At 52.2% G+C, this 16,346-nt stretch carries 17 protein-coding genes, 2 tRNA genes and 3 pseudogenes; 7 read left to right on the top strand and 15 right to left on the bottom strand.

All coding sequences use genetic code 11. From position 1 onward, the window contains the following. Positions 1-462: 462 nt before the first annotated feature. The 3 genes from AQR02_RS02190 to AQR02_RS02180 all read right to left on the bottom strand — a co-directional run bounded on the left by AQR02_RS02190 (position 463) and on the right by AQR02_RS02180 (position 1,542). Positions 463-551: transfer RNA gene (locus tag AQR02_RS02190), tRNA-Ser, on the bottom strand. Between the two features lie 7 nt (positions 552-558). After that, positions 559-634: transfer RNA gene (locus AQR02_RS02185), tRNA-Asn, on the bottom strand. Between the two features lie 143 nt (positions 635-777). Continuing rightward, entirely contained in the window at positions 778-1,542 is a 765-nt protein-coding gene (locus AQR02_RS02180; protein ID WP_054941954.1) for an MBL fold metallo-hydrolase, read from the bottom strand. A 127-nt stretch (positions 1,543-1,669) separates the two neighbouring features. Here AQR02_RS02180 and AQR02_RS02175 point away from each other — a divergent pair, with 127 nt between their 5' ends. Then, a complete protein-coding gene (locus AQR02_RS02175; RefSeq protein ID WP_054939197.1) occupies positions 1,670-2,098 on the top strand; it encodes an Lrp/AsnC family transcriptional regulator in 429 nt (142 codons plus the stop codon). A gap of 99 nt (positions 2,099-2,197) precedes the next feature. Here the strand turns inward: AQR02_RS02175 and AQR02_RS02170 are convergent, their stop codons facing one another. Continuing rightward, entirely contained in the window at positions 2,198-3,388 is a 1,191-nt protein-coding gene (locus tag AQR02_RS02170; protein ID WP_082451577.1) for an amidohydrolase family protein, read from the bottom strand. Between the two features lie 85 nt (positions 3,389-3,473). Here AQR02_RS02170 and AQR02_RS02165 point away from each other — a divergent pair, with 85 nt between their 5' ends. Beyond that, the gene (locus AQR02_RS02165) at positions 3,474-4,112 is read left to right on the top strand and encodes a pentapeptide repeat-containing protein (RefSeq protein ID WP_054939195.1); all 639 of its coding nucleotides are present in this window, start codon (positions 3,474-3,476) and stop codon (positions 4,110-4,112) included. Here the strand turns inward: AQR02_RS02165 and AQR02_RS02160 are convergent. Continuing rightward, positions 4,105-4,589, bottom strand: a pseudogene (locus AQR02_RS02160) (SprT family protein). The gene AQR02_RS02165 and the pseudogene AQR02_RS02160 sit on opposite strands and share 8 nt — an antisense overlap. Positions 4,590-4,715: 126 nt before the next feature. On the opposite strand from AQR02_RS02160, the gene AQR02_RS02155 reads away from it, so the two are divergent. Both AQR02_RS02155 and cmpA read left to right on the top strand, forming a co-directional pair. Beyond that, positions 4,716-5,075 carry a hypothetical protein gene (locus tag AQR02_RS02155; protein WP_054939194.1) on the top strand — a complete coding sequence of 120 codons (360 nt, stop codon included), beginning with the start codon at positions 4,716-4,718 and terminating at the stop codon, positions 5,073-5,075. A 111-nt stretch (positions 5,076-5,186) separates the two neighbouring features. Then, positions 5,187-5,324 (top strand): cortex morphogenetic protein CmpA, encoded by a 138-nt coding sequence (cmpA, locus tag AQR02_RS31785; protein WP_108721961.1) that lies wholly within the window; start codon positions 5,187-5,189, stop codon positions 5,322-5,324. A gap of 91 nt (positions 5,325-5,415) precedes the next feature. Here the strand turns inward: cmpA and AQR02_RS32220 are convergent, their stop codons facing one another. Further along, positions 5,416-5,583, bottom strand: a complete 168-nt coding sequence (locus tag AQR02_RS32220; RefSeq protein ID WP_209444214.1) for a hypothetical protein — start codon at positions 5,581-5,583, stop codon at positions 5,416-5,418. Positions 5,584-5,725: 142 nt separating this feature from the next. After that, entirely contained in the window at positions 5,726-6,217 is a 492-nt protein-coding gene (locus tag AQR02_RS02150) for a DinB family protein (protein WP_054939193.1), read from the bottom strand. Positions 6,218-6,380: 163 nt separating this feature from the next. Between AQR02_RS02150 and AQR02_RS02145 the strand changes: the two genes are divergently transcribed. Then, on the top strand, positions 6,381-6,947 hold the full coding sequence (locus AQR02_RS02145; RefSeq protein WP_054939192.1) for a CGNR zinc finger domain-containing protein: 567 nt from the start codon (positions 6,381-6,383) through the stop codon (positions 6,945-6,947). Between the two features lie 75 nt (positions 6,948-7,022). Here AQR02_RS02145 and AQR02_RS02140 read toward each other — a convergent pair whose 3' ends face one another. The 4 genes from AQR02_RS02140 to AQR02_RS02125 all read right to left on the bottom strand — a co-directional run bounded on the left by AQR02_RS02140 (position 7,023) and on the right by AQR02_RS02125 (position 10,733). Next, positions 7,023-7,592, bottom strand: a complete 570-nt coding sequence (locus AQR02_RS02140) for a histidine phosphatase family protein (RefSeq protein ID WP_054939191.1) — start codon at positions 7,590-7,592, stop codon at positions 7,023-7,025. A 77-nt stretch (positions 7,593-7,669) separates the two neighbouring features. Beyond that, positions 7,670-7,924: a hypothetical protein gene (locus AQR02_RS02135; RefSeq protein ID WP_054939190.1), complete on the bottom strand. Its 255-nt coding sequence runs from the start codon at positions 7,922-7,924 to the stop codon at positions 7,670-7,672. Between the two features lie 160 nt (positions 7,925-8,084). Continuing rightward, the gene (locus tag AQR02_RS02130) at positions 8,085-8,714 is read right to left on the bottom strand and encodes a hypothetical protein (protein ID WP_054939189.1); all 630 of its coding nucleotides are present in this window, start codon (positions 8,712-8,714) and stop codon (positions 8,085-8,087) included. A 39-nt stretch (positions 8,715-8,753) separates the two neighbouring features. Beyond that, positions 8,754-10,733: a GTP-binding protein gene (locus AQR02_RS02125; protein WP_054939188.1), complete on the bottom strand. Its 1,980-nt coding sequence runs from the start codon at positions 10,731-10,733 to the stop codon at positions 8,754-8,756. A 238-nt stretch (positions 10,734-10,971) separates the two neighbouring features. Between AQR02_RS02125 and AQR02_RS02120 the strand changes: the two genes are divergently transcribed. After that, entirely contained in the window at positions 10,972-11,940 is a 969-nt protein-coding gene (locus tag AQR02_RS02120; protein WP_054939187.1) for an S-layer homology domain-containing protein, read from the top strand. Between the two features lie 217 nt (positions 11,941-12,157). Here AQR02_RS02120 and AQR02_RS02115 read toward each other — a convergent pair whose 3' ends face one another. Continuing rightward, the gene (locus AQR02_RS02115) at positions 12,158-12,916 is read right to left on the bottom strand and encodes a hypothetical protein (protein ID WP_054939186.1); all 759 of its coding nucleotides are present in this window, start codon (positions 12,914-12,916) and stop codon (positions 12,158-12,160) included. A gap of 290 nt (positions 12,917-13,206) precedes the next feature. Between AQR02_RS02115 and AQR02_RS35420 the strand changes: the two are divergent. Next, positions 13,207-13,413, top strand: a pseudogene (locus AQR02_RS35420) (PucR family transcriptional regulator); the annotation flags it as partial. Positions 13,414-13,495: 82 nt separating this feature from the next. Here AQR02_RS35420 and AQR02_RS02105 read toward each other — a convergent pair. The 3 genes and pseudogenes from AQR02_RS02105 to AQR02_RS33395 all read right to left on the bottom strand — a co-directional run. Continuing rightward, positions 13,496-14,644: a glycerate kinase family protein gene (locus AQR02_RS02105; RefSeq protein ID WP_054939184.1), complete on the bottom strand. Its 1,149-nt coding sequence runs from the start codon at positions 14,642-14,644 to the stop codon at positions 13,496-13,498. 166 nt (positions 14,645-14,810) lie between these two features. Beyond that, positions 14,811-14,957 carry a lmo0937 family membrane protein gene (locus AQR02_RS31780; RefSeq protein ID WP_108721960.1) on the bottom strand — a complete coding sequence of 49 codons (147 nt, stop codon included), beginning with the start codon at positions 14,955-14,957 and terminating at the stop codon, positions 14,811-14,813. Between the two features lie 266 nt (positions 14,958-15,223). Continuing rightward, a pseudogene (locus AQR02_RS33395) lies at positions 15,224-16,346 on the bottom strand (helix-hairpin-helix domain-containing protein); the annotation flags it as partial.

The following is a 16,346-nucleotide window of genomic DNA, read 5'->3' as shown; positions in this document are numbered from 1 at the left end:
TTAACACAGGGTTATTTGCCCGTCACTAAAAAAGTGTGTTTTTAATATAAAATTCGAAATTTCGTGTTAGATAATATAACAATGATTGTAAATTATGAGTGAAGTAACTTATTTAAATTGCAAAAATAGGAGGAAAACAGAGGAAAACAGAGGATTTAAGAGATCATTCTTTTTTGAATTTCTTTCCTTTTCTAATACAATACTTTATTTTTGCGCAAATAATATAACATTTGTCTCTTTACAGCTTCAATCCTTCAATTTATTAAAGGGGCACCGAGGTGCATCGGTAGAATAAAATAGTATTTTGTAGTATACTATAGTTTTTGCGTTAGAGTAGCTGACAAAAGACTTATACCCCCAACAAAAAAATCTCCCTGAGGGGGAGATTTAGAAATTATATAAGTAAACAATAAAAAAAGCTCCCGCGATCAGGAGCTCTTCATACAGTAAGTAAATTTCGAACGGAGAGAGAGGGATTCGAACCCTCGCACCGCTTACGCAGTCTAACCCCTTAGCAGAGGGTCCCCTTATAGCCACTTGGGTATCTCTCCAAGTAAATGGCTCCCCGAACAGGACTCGAACCTGTGACAACTCGATTAACAGTCGAGTGCTCTACCAACTGAGCTATCAGGGAACATTAACATGAACAAGAAATAATTTATCATGATTTTGTGGTTCCGTCAAGCGGATGGGCGGATTTTTAGAAACGGTTACATTTGGAAACCAAATCCTCCGGCCTTTCTCCATACTTCTACTATTATATATGAAGCTATACTGTCAATAATTGTGATTAACCCATTCTCCGTCCCTCGGAAGAGCTACACGCTCCAGCAAATTCTCTTGCTCCAGACGGGATTTGAGTAATTCACGGGTTACCATGCAATGGTTGATTGCGTCCATATGCACGGCGATCACGGATGCGGCTGGTGCATAGCGGCATACATCCACTACATCCTGATCATCCATCGTGATATGACCGCCTGTTACAAACCGCGCGCCGCCGGCGTTTACGATAATTATGTCAGGACTATGCCCGTCCAGTGCCTGCTTGACCTCCTCACACCAGATCGTGTCTCCGGCCAAATACAGCACAGGTTCGCCTTCAGCCCGAAAAATAAAGCCGGATACTTTGCCCATCAGCTCTCCGATGGATCCGGTGCCATGCTGTCCGCCAATACGCGTTAAGGTTACCCCTTGAATGGTAAGCGGCTGCTGATCAGGAATTACTCTGATATTGCTAAACCCTTGTTCAGCAAACTGTTCCTGATTCCCCTCCTGGCAGAGCAAAGGCAGATCATGCGGTAAAAGCAAAACTGCTGCCTCATCCCAGTGATCCTGGTGCAGGTGGGTCACAAGCAGGGCATCCGGAGCCAGCCATTGCTGTACCGGACCAGGCAGGGGTACCAGCGGATTTCTGCGGTCATTCTCTGTGTTTACGATCGGCGGATTAACACCCTGCTCGCTGAGCATCGGATCGATTAGAAACGTAATACCGCCGTATTCGAGCCATAGGGCCGCATTGCGGATTAGTTGAATTTTCATCATAAGCACCTCTTCCTTCAGGCTGTCTTCTGCTACAATTCATTATAGAATGTCTAACCTGCATTATACATTGCGGCGCGAAAGAGATCGGCCTCTTCTACTTTCATCCGGAAAGGATTAACTAAAAATGACTTCCTACCTGATTGACGATACGGATTACCGTATTCTGCAATATCTTATTGACGACTCGACGCTCAGCCATAAGGAAATTGGCGAAAAGGTACATATGACCGGGCAGGCTGTAGGCGCACGAATCCGCAGAATGCGCGAGCTGGAGATTATCGAAGGCTACACCGTCCGCTGGAATCCAAGCAAAATCGGACAGAGCCTACTTGCCTTTATCACGGTGTTTTTAAGCTCGAATGCCGCCCATCCCCCTTTTCAGCAGTTTGCGAAGAACCATGACAGTGTGGCTGAGCTGCACCGGGTCAGCGGGGAAGGCTGCTACTGGATGCGCGTCCGCCTGGAGGATCAGGTGGCGCTGAATGCTTTTTTGGATGAGCTGCTGGAGTTTGGAAATTACCGGGTTAATCTGGGGATGGGGCAGCTTAAATGAGGCTGTCTGGATAAGACCCCACAAACAAAAAAAACGGCAGCCATGGACGAAGGATTGAACGTCCCGGACTGCCGCTTGTTATGTAACTATTGAACCTCGTTAAGGAAATAGGAGATTGCCATCCTTCATAACAAATTTAACTTTGCGAAGATTATTTATATCGTGCAGCGGGTCTCCATCAATTACAAACAAATCTGCCTTCTTACCCGTTTCAACTGTCCCAAGCTCGTGAGAGAGATTACATATTTTTGCACCATTCAAGGTTGCTGCTGTAATAATTTGCATCGGGGTAAGTCCAGTCTCACCTAACAAACGGATCTCTTCCCACGGCATGCCCAGCCGGTACCAAGGGCTTTCTTCTTCCACAAAATCATCACCCAAGCCGATTTCTCCGCCTGCCTCCACAAATCTGCGGACATTATCCATACCCTGTGCTAGCAGCGGTGCTCCGAATTTATCCTGGAACATCTGCAGTACAGTGAGTGTCGGGATAATCCGGATGTTCTTGTCGTTCATCTGCCGGATCAGGCTGTCATCCAGACGGTCATAGATCATATGTGCAGCATCATTAATTCCGGCATTCACAAGAATCTGCAGATTATGGGCGCTGGTTACATGAGCAGACACATAAGCCCCCATCTCTCCGGCTTCCCGGCAGATGGCTTCAAGAACCTCCTGATTAAGCTTGGGCATTCCGAACGTGCTGGGGTCGTACCCGTCTTCAAGTGCTGTTTTGATGAAGTGAACCCCTTGCGTAAGTACCTCACGCACCTTAAGCCTGGCTTCCTCCGCGCTTCCCACCCCAATCGGTTCTTGCCCGCCATATCCCCCGGGAGCCGTAAATACTTTGCCTGAGGTGATTATTCTCGGAAAAGATAAGGGATCCAGCCCGTTCGTATGTGTAATCACATCGTCAATCGTCGCATTGGTCGTCATGCCCTCATCGCGGATCGTGGTAATCCCCTCTTTAAGGCATGCAGCCAGATACTCTTTGTGATACCCGTGCAGAGGCTCATTCTGCAAATATTTGAAACTCGTGTGGGCATGCGCATGAATAAACCCCGGCAGGATTACAAGCCCGTTCAGGTCGATTTCCTGTACATTTTCATTTATTGTCTGGTTGCCGGCATCATATTGTGTAATACTGCCGAATCGGCCGTGTATAACTTCTATCGTTACATTATGTATTGGTGCCCGCCCGGTTCCATCGATTAATGTGCCGTTTTTCAACAGAATTGTCCCGTTTCCCACGGCAAAATAAACCCTCCAGTGAAGAATGTTTGTTTGCATCCAGAGAAGAGTTTACTGCATAATAATTACCAGACAAAGATAATCCTCATTTATAAAAGTTTGTTACCTACAATTGGAGGTTTACATGAAGGACAAAATCGATCTCCCCAAAATCGCTGACCCCGCTCTTTTGCCGCCGCAGCATATAGATGCCCTGCAGACTAAAGAGGAATACAGCAGCTGCCTCATCAGCGATGTACAGCTCGAATATCAGGAAGCGGACAAGGTCTCCTTCGATAAAGTATTCTTCAAAAATGTAATCATCAGCGACTCCTCACTCCGCGGTATCGAGCTGACGGATGTGATCTTTGAGAACTGCGACCTCTCGAACGTAAATTTCAGCGAAGCCTTCGTCCACCGGACAGAATTCAGACAATGCAAAATGATCGGAACAGACTTCACCAGGGCACGGTTCCAGAACGTCCGGGTGACCGGGTCGATCTGCGATTTTGCCAGTTTCCGGTTCGGGAATCTGAAGCTGATCTCCTTCGAGCAGAGTTCACTGGTTAGCAGCGATTACTATCAAAGCATCTTCCAAAAGGTCTCGTTCGAGGAATGCAAGATTGATCAGGCTGTCATGGCCGGCGTCAGGCTGAAGGATACGGACCTAAGCAGCTGTGAATTCACCGGACTGCTGGTGGACATAGAAGATCTGCCGGGCTGCATCATTTCTCCCGATCAGGCGGCTTCCTTCGCCGGACTGCTCGGCCTCGTGATCAAGTAACGGGACCTTTACCTTCTTCCAGGGCGACCAGCTTCAGCTTGCCCGCACAGTTACCGCAGCGGTAGCGTTTCGGATCGGCCTTGCGCTTGCGCGGGTACTCGGTGGAACAGGCGGTGCATACCAGCTTATAGCGGTAAGGCTGGGGCTTCCGCGCCTTGGCTCCGGGCAGACTCTGGCAGTAGCGGCTTCCGCCGACCTTAGCCAGCAGGCTTTTGAAATCGGCATCCCGGTGCATATATCCCCGCTTCGCCAGATGCAGATGATAGTGGCAGAGCTCATGCTTAATAATCTTCTCGGTCTCTTCATGTCCATACATGGCAAGCTGCTGCGGATTAATCTCTATATTATGGCTTTTGTAAAGTACCGTCCGCCCGTCGTCGTAAGTCTGCTGTTAAAGCTGGCCTTGTGCCGGAACGGCACGCCAAAGCTGCTGAGCGATACCCGTTCAATCCACTGCTGCAGCTCTTCATTGCTCATGCTCATACTGGTCATAGCGTCCTCCCACAAGTCCTCTCTACAGAAAATAACATCTCTACTTGAATTGTAACTTGCCCATAGGCTAAACTGTCAAGAAGGAAGACAAGTACGGAGGGAGACTGAGTTATGCCGAAAATGCGGTATGTAATTTTGCAGCAGCACCAGGAACTGCAGTTTGTAGAAATGCCTGAGGAATATGCGTACCAATTGAGCGCCCTTAATCTTCGCCTCAATAAAGAGATTGACAAGCTGACCGCGGATAATGTGCCGGACCTGCCGCTGGCGGTTGCCGAATGTGATTCCCTGGAGCTTTTGCGTGAAGGGTACAAGCTGGTATCAGGGCTGGAATATATTAACCGGCTGGAGAGCGCCTTTGCCTCCATTCAGGAGAATAATTACCCGCTTATCTCGCTGCTGACGGAGATCCGCGCACTGCAGGCGCAGCTGGAGCAGTGGTACGAAGAGGAAGAAGAAGGCGTGCATTAAGCCTTTTTCCCACTGCAGAATCTGCCGGTTCGCTAACCTCCGCCGCACCTTTGGGCACCTTTCCCCATATGCTATCTGTACATAGGAAGCATGCTTAGAGGAGGGGTACACTTGCCACAGTGGCTCTGCCATCAGCTCATGAAGGCATATTTCAAAAAAGACCGGCGCCAGATCAAAATGCTGAACGAATGCTGGTTCTTTTACCGCAATTCCGGTGAATCCCGTGACTACGTTCACAGGGAAGTATAGGATTCAGATTGCGAATCGCTTGAAAAGCAAAAGCCGCGTCTACTGCTAAGGTAGGCGCGGCTTTTTGAGTGGCCGGAAAGTCATCCGGGAATTAGAACATCGGGAAGACGTATCTCACCAGGAAGAACAGAATTCCGAAAATAATAATAATATACGCGGCATATTTGATAAAGGTGGATGCGACAACGCTGGAATCCGATCGCTTGTGTACCTCTGTCCGTTCCACTTCAACACTTCTGTCCTTGTAATTCGGTTCCATCATCAATCTCTCCCTTCAAATTCAAGCTGTTATAGCATCCATTAACCCCGGAATTTTTGTCTTGAAACAAAACAGCCGCACCTCAGCTGCCCGGGTTGACCCTGGCAGTAGAAGGTGCGGCTTGAGGAGCAGCAGTAGTTATTCAGTTAAAGCTGCGGTGCGAAGGCCAGGAGCCCTGCAGCTTACGGACCAGAACAATCTGTCCGGTATGGTAGCAATCATGCAGGATCAGGCTCATCACTTCCTCGCCTGGAGCATGCCCTGAACCGCCCCAGTCATAGGCGCCTTCTTCCAGTGCTTCAATAATCTCACGCAAGGATGCGTGGACTGATTTCAGCTTGGCAACGGCCTGGCCCCAGGCCTCTTCGCCGTTCTCCGTTACGGTAAAAGTAGCATCATTACTCTCTAAGTCCGGAAGCTTCGGCAGGCCCTTAAGCTTGATCAGCAGCCGTTCTTTATAGTACGTCAGATGGTTGACGGTCTCCCAGATCGAGTTTCCTGCCGCTCCCGGCTTCCAGCTGGCCTGCTCAGCGTTCACACCCTCCAGCGCAGCGCTCAGCGGCGGTGCCCAATCCTCGATATCCATGGCATAATCCCAGTTTTCCAGCAAAACATCACTGATCTTATTCTGCATGTTTTACCTCCTGCAAGTTATTGTTGTGTAACTACTTAAACACGATCATAATGGTTACGATAAAAATGTAGCATATACTTACAGACGATTCAAGTAACTAGCAAAATTAAGTTTTAACTGTTACAATCAGAGGAAAGAATGAGCTCGAAAGGAGGGATGAACCGTGCTGTGGGATGATTATATTAACAGTTACTGGCGGGATTGGCGGACAGGTGACCGGAGCCATGACAAGGACCGGCTTGAGGATCAGCAGTGGCTGACGGAGTGGCTGGCGCAGCATGATCTGCCGGCGTCAGCTCCCCCTGCGGCAGTGGAATTGCACCAGCTCAAGGAACTGCGCAGCTTGCTGTGGGCGGAAGTCCAAAAGCTGGTGCAGGGGGACCAGCCAGATCAGACGCTGCTGGACCAACTGAACAGATATATGGCCGAAGGCCCGTCCATCCGGCAAATCGTGCGGAAGCTGGACAAGCCGCCGGAGCTCTCTCTCCTGCCGCAGCGTAGCGATTGGGGACAGATCATGGCCGAGATCGCAGCTTCTTTTGCTGAAGCTGTATTAGAGAAAGAGACTTCCCGTATCCGCATCTGCGATAATCCCGACTGCCTCTGGGTCTACTATGACGACACCCGCAACCGCTCGAAGCGCTATTGTGATGATAAGCTCTGCGGGAATCTGATGAAAGTACGGCGGTTCCGGGCGCGGAAGAAGGCGGGGGAGGAGGTAACGGAGTGAAGGAGGATATTGCTGTATAAGGAACCTAAACAAACCCCTGAATTTTCATTCAAGGGTGTTTAGACTATCACACCATCAGGGCCGTTGTTCCCATGCTCTGACCACACTCAACAGCCGCCTACCCTCAAACTCCGCCTTATAAATATCCGGCATAGAGGTAGACTTCCAAAACTCGTAAGTAAACTGCTGGGGATCAAAATGGTTCAGCATCAGCGTCATGATATCGCCGTGGGTTCCGAGCGCCAAGGTCATGCCTGCATATTCCTCCAACAGCCGTTCCAGCGCCTGCACCCCTCTGGTCTGAGCCGCAGCGCTGGATTCACCGTCCGCAAACGCCAGATGGAAGTCCTGATACACCCTTTGCTTAGCTGCCGGAAAGCTCAGCCCGCCTATATCCCCGATTGTTCTTTCCCTCAGGTCCTCTACAATAATAATCTCCTTGCACATAGCCTCCGCCAGGGGCTTAATCGTCTGTACCGCCCGCTCATAGGGACTGGAGACAAACCCATCAACCGATTCATTTTGCAAAAGGGTCTGGACCCGGAACGCATCCCCCATTCCCCGTTCAGATAACCCTCTTGACCTCTCCTGCCCTTCAGCATAAAGCGATTCCGCATGGCGGATAAAATATATAATCGTGCGCACTCTGCTGCCTCCGTCTCCGTGTGCAAGCGTTTCAAATAAACTGGTCGTAATTCTGCACCTTTCTTGTCTTACTCCTTCTATTTCTCCAACGCCATCTCCTGCTCCAGCTCCGCTTCGATCTCCTCATTGCTCACCGCAGACTCTACGGTGTCCGTTATACCCAGCTTCTGCTTGATCTGCTGCAGATCATTCTGAATATCCCGGATTCTGGAGTGGATACTGAACAGGAAACCAAAACCTACGGCGAGCAGCGTCAGCAGCCCGTAAGGGCCAATAAACGCGGACAAAATAACAGCGGTTACAATTGAAATGAGCGTTCCCCAGATGACCATTTGCAAAACTCCTTATCATCAAATAATGTAGTCTATTCAGCCATCACATTGTTTATTTACTGGATAATAAACATTTGTAACTTATTGTAACCACACTATTCTCATCCCGCCGGAGAAATCTGCCTTTCACCCGAACTGAGGCGCGCCGGAAGTGCTGTTTTTAAGGAATATCATGGTGGAGATAGATTTCACGGATAACCCCCTCTTTCAATTCATAACGGGCGTAGTCATAGGTTTCCTGTGATCCAATCTCATACGTGCTATTTTCCGGATCAGCGTCATTACCGTTGTTAGGCTGAATATCAGGATATACAGTCTTCAAGTCCTTAAGCAGCATCCCGACACGCAATCCCTTGGAAGTAACATAGGCGGCGTCTGTAATCCGCATATTCATGATCCAGAAGGACTTACCATCCTGCTTTGGCGAAAAGAGCTGCATTTCCAGTCCCGGAAACGTTAACTCCTGCATAAATGAACCTGTTAATGTATCAGCTTTCTGTAGCGTATATGTTTTTTCTGTAAGAGGAGTACCCAGCAGGGCTGACAAATCTACCTCGTCATTGCTGTCATGCAGAGACAGCAGGTTACCCTTTAGCGAGATCGCATAATCAGACTCCGGGTCCGGCTGGGCGGCCGGAGCTGTTTCTGTTGCTTCAGCGGGGGTGGATTCCGGATAAGGAACCGTCTCCTGCGATTGTTCAGTCAGATTCTCCTGCTGTATTGCAGTGCAGCCGGATAGTATTGCAAGACTTAAAGACAGATTGAAAGCCAGCGTAAGCAGTCGCCGCAAAGATAACGCCTCCTTTTCCTGTTAGCAGATTTTCATGAACTACCCCTGCAGCGCCTTCCGCACGCTCAGGATGTACTTCGCCTGATCGAGCGGGTTCACCCCCCGGCGGGTGCGCTCGGCTTGGACATCCGGCGGGCATGGCTCGTAGGCGGCAAAAGCGGAAGTGAAGGTGCTACGCCCCTTCGTATAGGAGCTGAGCGTCACCGGATAATCCAGCGACGTTGCCAGCGGCAGCCGGCCCTCGATAATCATCCGCTCCCCCTGCAGGACGAGCGGCTCGAAGCTGCCGCGCATCTGCACGAGGTCGTTCATCACGCGGCCGGCGTTCTCCTCCGGCACAACGATGCGTACGGCAAGGATTGGCTCCAGCAGCCGGGTGCCGATTCGGTTCAGCCCGTCCATGATGCCCATCGGCGTGGCTACGGCGAAATCCAGCGGATGGGTATGCCACACATGGTGGTTCCCCTCCACCAGTGTCACCTTGAGGTCGGTGACCTCCCAGCCGTAAAGTCCCTGCTGCAGCACTTCCGGTACACGGCGTGCGGTCTCGTTCTGGTACTGCGGCAGCAGGTCGGAGCTGCGCACAACCGATTCATATACCAGGCCGCTACCCGGCGGACCCGGTTCAATATGGAAGCGCAGAATTGCCCAGCATGGCTTCGGCATCAGGTAGGCGATGTACCCTTCGCCGGTGCCCCTTGGCGTTTCTTTGTAGATCACTGACGGCGGGCCGAAGGTAACCTTCAGGCCATATCGGCTCTCCAGCACACTGTTCAGCACCTCCAGCTGGATCGGCCCCATCACCTTGATATGCAGCTCGCGTTCCTCCGGCAGCCACTCCGCACCCAGCTGCGGATCTTCATCCGCCAGCTCCTGCAGCGCACCGATCACCTTGTGGTCATCGGTGTCTGCTCCCCAGAAGACACGCACGGTCAGCAGCGGAACAGCCAGCTTCGCCTCCTGCGGAATAGCATCCGGACTGCCCAGCACATCACCGATCCGCACGCCGGACAGGCCGTAGACCACTGCAATGTCTCCTGCTGCAAGGGACCCGACATCCTCCGTGCGCCCGCCCTCCACTTTGCGGATCTGCGTGACTTTAGCCTGAACCTCCTGGGAGTAGTTCGTTACCGTATCACGGTTGCGGATCGAGCCTTGGTAGAGGCGGACGAAGGCCATACGGCCCATGCTTTTGTCCCGCTGAATATTGTACACGAGGCCGGACAACGGCTGTGAGGCATCACCGCCTGCCCGGGGGAAGTAGTCGATCATCGCGTTCAGCAGCTCCGTTATACCCAGACCTTTGGCGGCCACACCGTACACGAGCGGGAACAACCGCCCTGCGGCGGAAGCTGCTTGCATCTCTCTTTTCCAATTAGACAGATCCGGCTCCCCGCCTGACATGTAGAGTTCCAGCAGCGCCTCATCCCGTTCCGCCAGCGCCTCCAGCAGTTCAGTCCGCGCAGCGGCGTCCGCATATGCGTCCCATAGATCGGCCGCACCTGAGTATTCCTGTTCCTTCCCGAGCGGCTGCTGCACCGGAATAATGTCCCCGGACAGATAAGTGCGCGCCTGTGCCAGCACAGCCTCCGGATCAGCGCCAGTCCGGTCCATTTTATTCACAAAAATCAGCGTAGGAATCCCCAGCTTGCGCAGCGCATTCCAGATCATCTCGCTCTGCGCCTGCACCCCTTCAACCGCCGACAGAATCAGCACCGCGCAGTCCATAACCCGCAGACTCCGCTCCACCTCAGACAGAAAATCGACATGCCCCGGCGTATCCACCAGATTCACCTCCACTCCTTGCCAGGTAAAAGAGGCCAGTGCCGCCCGCACCGAAATTCCCCGCTGCCGCTCCACCTCCATCGAATCCGTCACCGCTGTTCCGCTGTCCACACTGCCCAGGGCGCGGATGCGTCCGCTCTCATATAGAATATGCTCCGTCGTAGTCGTTTTCCCGGCATCGACATGGGCAAAAATCCCGATATTCATCCGTTCTGTCCGTTGCTGCTGATTCATCTATGTTCTCCTGTCATGAGCTTTAATAAGTATATAATAGCGCTGCCATTTTCTAAGTGTACTGCGAAACCCCGCTTTTGATCAATGAATGGACAGGTTCTGATATTGGCGATAATACGTACAGGAGCGAAGAACTGGAGGCTGTGCACGGCTGTCCGTTAAAATTTGCAATTAATTTATAGCGGCCTGCAACCTTTTGCGGCTTTGGGCCATCTATGAGTATAAGAGGTGAGGCACTATGAAGAAATTATCCTTCCAGACGAACGCTAAAAAACTAACAATAGCGTGCGGGATCCTGGCAGCAAGTGTACCTTTGGGAACATCGGCTTTTGCCTTTTCCGATATGAAGGGCAATGCCGCCGAAGCAAAAATCAATGCATTGCACAGTGAGGGGATTGTTAACGGGGTGACAAGTGATATGTTTGCACCGAAGGCAAAAGTAACTTTTGCCCAAGGTATCCAGTTTATCGTCAGCGGCCTGAAGCTGACCCCGACTAGCGGCTCGGCCAAGGCAAGCGACTACTTCGACAAAGTGAAAGATAAGTCCTGGTATACAGCCGCCTTCATAACGGCCAAGCAGAACGGCTTATCCCTGGACCGGACGGTTGACCCTAACAGCTCTATTACCCGTGCCCAGTTCGCACACCTGCTGACCCAGGCGCTGCAGAGCAAAGGCAATTTCCCGGTAACGATGATGTATGCCAACATTTCGGATGGCGACAAGCTCACTACAGAGCAGATGAACAGCCTGCAGATTCTGGTCAACACGCATATTGTCACTTTAGGCAAAGACAATACCTTCCGTCCGACCGATCCGGTCACCCGCAGTGAAGCGGCGGTATGGATTTATGATGCAGCGAAATTCGCCAAAGAAGTAATTACTCCGGATGACAGCACACCCGCTCCGGCCTATGAATACGAAGCAGACGTGAAGCTTGAAAAAGCCGGCGAAGGCGTTAATAAAGCTACCGTAACCGTCAGCAATCTGCCGAATCCGGGCTACGGCCTGTCCATCGAACGGATCGAGTTCGGCAAAAATAAGACAGCTGTGATCTACTTCAAAGTTACTAAGCCTGAACCCGGTAAAATGTATCCGCAGGTGATCTCCAGCGCATCAGCTTTGGCCTACCTGCCGGAAGGCTACACTGCAGTTGCTAAATCGTTGACCGAAGCCACCCGCTCGTCTACCTCCAACAGCTCAAAATAAAGCTGGAATATATGCAGGCCGTATCTGCCTCATTAAAGGGCAGATGCGGCCTGTTCTGTGTGGCGTTATTGCCCTTCCTTGGAGCTCCTATTCCTAGCTAATGCACACATGTTAAAATGCACTGCACTGGACTATATCCGGTAATACAGCAAAAAACGGCTGCCCGCCCTTATCCAAAGGGTGGTTCAGCCGCTTCTTTTTTACTGTTGATCCATTCTTACGGTGTCCATTGATCGTGTATAATGCCCACAAGCGCATGATCTTGCCCGATCTTCTCAAAGACCAGCCGCAGGCTGCGCCAGTCCATTCCCTCATATTTCGGATCTAGGCCGCTGATATGGTATTCAACAAAATCATAGCGGTCTGCAGGGTATACTTCATTAAGGTTGTTTATCGTTGTCCCCTGGCCCAGGCCTTTATTCAAGGCAATCTCCGCCTTATTCATAAAGTCTGCATCATACACAAATTTCTTGTAATACTCCGCAAAGGTCAACTCAATGAGGTCGCCGGATCCGGCAAATTCTCTCCACACCCGCTTGGTCGGGTCCTTCATCAAGCCCTTTATTTCCTCCTGGGTAAATATCAGATCTTTGGTGGTATCTACATAAGCATACGGTGAGAACCGTACGCCTTTATCGCGTGACACCCAGTCGGACAGAGTGTTCATGTTGCCGTTTTCCAGTGCCCTCATCACCGTCTTCGCCGATTCCAGCGCCGTTGGAGGCATTCCCTCTTCAGGTTCTACAGGTTCCGCCGGTGCTGTGGATGCCGTAGCTGATGGTGCCGAAGTAGCCGGGGGCTGACTCTCCGGCGGAGTGCTTTCTGCAGGGCTGGGCGTTGGTTCAATCTGAGGCTGCGCGGTTTGTACAGGCGTAGCCGTAGTGTCCGGTTCCGCTGCAGGAGTATTGCTGCAGGCGGCAAGGACCAGCATCGCTGCTGTCAGCGCCACTCTGCCTAATGTTCTTGCAGTGTGCATGAAATCCCTCCTATCGTTATGGCTTATAATCAATAGACGGTTAAATCTGGATAAGGTTGCTAAAAAATGTACAATAAAAAACCGGGGATCATTTATATAGGTCTGGAGTGATGGACGTAACGAGCGAAAAGGCACCAACGAACCGATTGTTACCGGCGATACCCGGGTTGGCGTCATCGGCATTTCCGCTGCTTAAGCACCCTTCCTTCCGGATTGAGGAGAATAGCTGGCTGATCCTGGTACAGAATCAGCAGGACTGCACGCCGCTGACCGGCCAAGCGGGCACCCTCGTAAAGCTGGAGGACACAGCCGACCTGCTAGAAACGCTGCGGAGCTTCATTAACCATAACTGCAGTGTCGCGCAAACCTCCGAGGCGCTGAATCTCCACCGCAACACGCTGCAATACCGGCTGAAGCGCATCGAGAGCCTAACCGGCAAAGATCCGCGGAATCTGCTGTTTGAGCTCACCTACAGTTTGCTGGCATTGTACAAGTAATCCTTTACCCTATCCTAAAGAGGATGCCCCTCTCGTAGATAAATTTACTTGGGAGACAGCCTCTTTTTACCCGTGCCCCTTTCTATGCTTCTTCGCTCAGCCTCAGCACTCTGGCGATATTCTCGCAGGTCCGTTCGACATTAGCCGGACCGTCCTTCAGCAGCTTTTCCAGCTCGCCCGCGCCGGGAACGATGCCGAAGATCGCATCGATGCCTTCAGCATACAGCGTATCAATGCCTTCGCCGATGTAGCCGGCCAGCGCAATGACCCTTTTGCCGCTGGCTTTGGCGGTGGAGGCAACGCCGTAAGGTGTTTTGCCGAACTTGGTCTGGAAGTCAATACCGCCTTCACCGGTGAATACCAGATCGGCAGCCGCCAGCTTTTGCTTAAGTCCGGTATATTCGATCACAATCTCGATCCCCCGCTGCAGAACCGCCTGTGTAAAGATCATAAGTCCCGCGCCAAGCCCTCCGGCAGCCCCCGCTCCCGGAAGGTCGCGCACGTCCTTGCCCAGCTGCTCTTTTACAACGTCCGCATAGCGGGCCAGGTTGGCATCAAGCTGCCGGACCCGCTCAGGCGTAGCGCCTTTTTGCGGCCCGAACACAACGGATGCGCCCCGCTCGCCGCACAGCGGATTCGTCACATCGCAGGCCACAATCAGCTGAACCTGCTGCAGCCGCTCATCAAGCGCCGAGATATCAATGCTGGCCAGCCGGCCCAGACTGCCGCCTCCGCGCGGAAGCTCGTCTCCCGCGGCATCAAGGAATTTTGCCCCGAGCGCCTCGGCCATCCCTGTGCCTCCGTCATTCGTCGCACTGCCGCCTATACCGATAATGATGCTGCCGATCCCCCGGTCGAGACATTCCTTGATCAGTTCGCCGGTGCCATAGGTGGTGGTGATCAGCGGATTGCGGTCCGCCTTGTCTACAAGCTGGATTCCGCTGGCCGATGCCATCTCAATGGCTGCTGTCAGGCCGTCGCCCATAATGCCATACTGTGCAGTAACCGGCTGACCCAGCGGTCCCGTCACTTCCTTCGAATACATCTGCCCGCCGGAAGCATCCACAAGAGACTGCACCGTCCCTTCCCCGCCATCCGCCATCGGAACATGGATATATTCAGCTTCGGGATAAATCTTCCGCAGCCCTTTTTCCATTGCAACGCAGACTTCCTTGGCGCTCATGCTCTCTTTGAAGGAGTCCGGTGCCAGTACAAAGGTTTTCTCTCTCATTTCCTCACCTCATGGTTGATTATAAAAAATACTACAATAAGTAAATGATATTGTACTTTCTAATGTAAAAAAAGAACTACAGCCTCTGATTTGCAAGAGGCTGTAGTTCTTAACGGGTTAAGCCCGCTGTAACTTATAATCTGTCAGGTATCTGTCAGGTACCTAACTAATTCCGGGAACGGCCCCGGAACAGGTTGACCACGAACAGCACCAGCGCGACAATGAGCAGAATATGAATAAGACCGCCCATAACATCAAAGATAAAGCCTAACAGCCATGCTACAATAACCAGTCCGATTAATCCCCATAGCATAAAATTACTTCCTTTCTCCTAAGGGTTGTATGTCTAATTTTACCCGACTGTAAGGAGAATCAAACGGCTAAGACATAAGCCGCCAGGATTACCAGGAAAAAAGCCTCACTCTGGCACGGGTTCTCCGGTAACAGTGTGATATGCCGGAACAACAAAAGGATGTCCCTAACCGCCGTTACCCGGTTAATGGGACATCCTCTGTTTCAGCCTATTTCTGGCTGTTCAATCTTCTTCTCACTTAAACATTTGTCCAAGCGCAGTTCTATCTATTTCACGCTTCCGGCAACCTCACGCGGCTGGCGCATGGTCAGGCTGACCCGGCCTTTCTTGAGGTCCACGCCAAGCACCCAGACGGTAACGTTGTCCCCCACGGAGACAACGTCCATCGGATGCTTGACGAAGCTGCCGCTGAGCTGGGAAATATGCACCAGCCCGTCGTTCTTGATGCCGATGTCGACGAAGGCGCCGAAATCGATTACGTTGCGGACGGTTCCCTGCATCTCCATGCCGGGAACGAGGTCCTCGATCTTCAGCACATCGGTGCGGAAGATCGGCAGCGGCAGCTCCTCGCGCGGATCGCGGCCCGGGCGCTGCAGGCTCTCCAGGATGTCGCGCAGCGTAGGCACGCCGACATCCAGCTTCACGGCCAGCTCGGCGGCATCCTGCGCATCGAGCTGTGCCGCGACCTCCTTGCTGCCGAGCTTCGCAACGTCCAGCCCCAGCTCGCGGAACAGACGGTCCACCACCGGATAAGACTCCGGATGGATCGGCGTCCGGTCCAGCGTGTTATCCCCTTCGGGGATACGCAGGAAGCCGATGCACTGCTCGTAGGATTTCGCGCCGAGGCGCGGCACCTTCTGCAGCTGCTTACGGGTCATGAACTTGCCGTTCTCCTCGCGGAACTTCACGATATTTTTGGCGATGGTCGAGTTAACTCCCGCTACATAAGAGAGCAGAGACGGTGAAGCCGTGTTCACATCAACGCCGACATGGTTAACGGCTGATTCCACGACAGCCTTAAGACTCTCCTCAAGAATCTTCTGGGAGACGTCATGCTGGTACTGCCCGACCCCGATCGCCTTCGGGTCGATCTTCACCAGCTCCGCCAGCGGGTCCTGCACACGGCGGGCAATCGATGCCGCGCTGCGCTCGGCCACATCCAGATCCGGGAACTCCTCCGCCGCAAGCTTGGAGGCGGAATAGACGCTGGCGCCCGCTTCGTTAACGATCAGGTACGCCAGTTCCGGATCACCGATCTCGGCGATAACCTCGGCGGTGAACTGCTCCGTCTCCCGCGAGCCGGTGCCGTTGCCGATGACGATCAGCTGGATGCCGTATTTGGCAATCAGCTCCTTGAACTTGGCCGCCGCCTCTTTCTTCTTGTTGTTC

The sequence above is a fragment of the Paenibacillus ihuae genome, assembly GCF_001368795.1.
Taxonomy (GTDB): domain Bacteria; phylum Bacillota; class Bacilli; order Paenibacillales; family Paenibacillaceae; genus Paenibacillus_AQ; species Paenibacillus_AQ ihuae.
This window is presented reverse-complemented; position numbering and strand designations above follow the sequence as displayed.

What these genes read in the sequence shown, in the direction of transcription:
- AQR02_RS02180 (WP_054941954.1), bottom strand. Translation starts at nt 1,542, where the DNA reads ATGAAAATTCAACTAATCCGCAATGCGGCCCTATGGCTCGAATACGGC.
- AQR02_RS02175 (WP_054939197.1), top strand. Translation starts at nt 1,670, where the DNA reads ATGACTTCCTACCTGATTGACGATACGGATTACCGTATTCTGCAATAT.
- AQR02_RS02170 (WP_082451577.1), bottom strand. Translation starts at nt 3,388, where the DNA reads ATGCAAACAAACATTCTTCACTGGAGGGTTTATTTTGCCGTGGGAAAC.
- AQR02_RS02165 (WP_054939195.1), top strand. Translation starts at nt 3,474, where the DNA reads ATGAAGGACAAAATCGATCTCCCCAAAATCGCTGACCCCGCTCTTTTG.
- AQR02_RS02155 (WP_054939194.1), top strand. Translation starts at nt 4,716, where the DNA reads ATGCCGAAAATGCGGTATGTAATTTTGCAGCAGCACCAGGAACTGCAG.
- AQR02_RS32220 (WP_209444214.1), bottom strand. Translation starts at nt 5,583, where the DNA reads ATGGAACCGAATTACAAGGACAGAAGTGTTGAAGTGGAACGGACAGAG.
- AQR02_RS02150 (WP_054939193.1), bottom strand. Translation starts at nt 6,217, where the DNA reads ATGCAGAATAAGATCAGTGATGTTTTGCTGGAAAACTGGGATTATGCC.
- AQR02_RS02135 (WP_054939190.1), bottom strand. Translation starts at nt 7,924, where the DNA reads ATGGTCATCTGGGGAACGCTCATTTCAATTGTAACCGCTGTTATTTTG.
- AQR02_RS02125 (WP_054939188.1), bottom strand. Translation starts at nt 10,733, where the DNA reads ATGAATCAGCAGCAACGGACAGAACGGATGAATATCGGGATTTTTGCC.
- AQR02_RS02120 (WP_054939187.1), top strand. Translation starts at nt 10,972, where the DNA reads ATGAAGAAATTATCCTTCCAGACGAACGCTAAAAAACTAACAATAGCG.
- AQR02_RS02115 (WP_054939186.1), bottom strand. Translation starts at nt 12,916, where the DNA reads ATGCACACTGCAAGAACATTAGGCAGAGTGGCGCTGACAGCAGCGATG.
- AQR02_RS02105 (WP_054939184.1), bottom strand. Translation starts at nt 14,644, where the DNA reads ATGAGAGAGAAAACCTTTGTACTGGCACCGGACTCCTTCAAAGAGAGC.
- AQR02_RS31780 (WP_108721960.1), bottom strand. Translation starts at nt 14,957, where the DNA reads ATGCTATGGGGATTAATCGGACTGGTTATTGTAGCATGGCTGTTAGGC.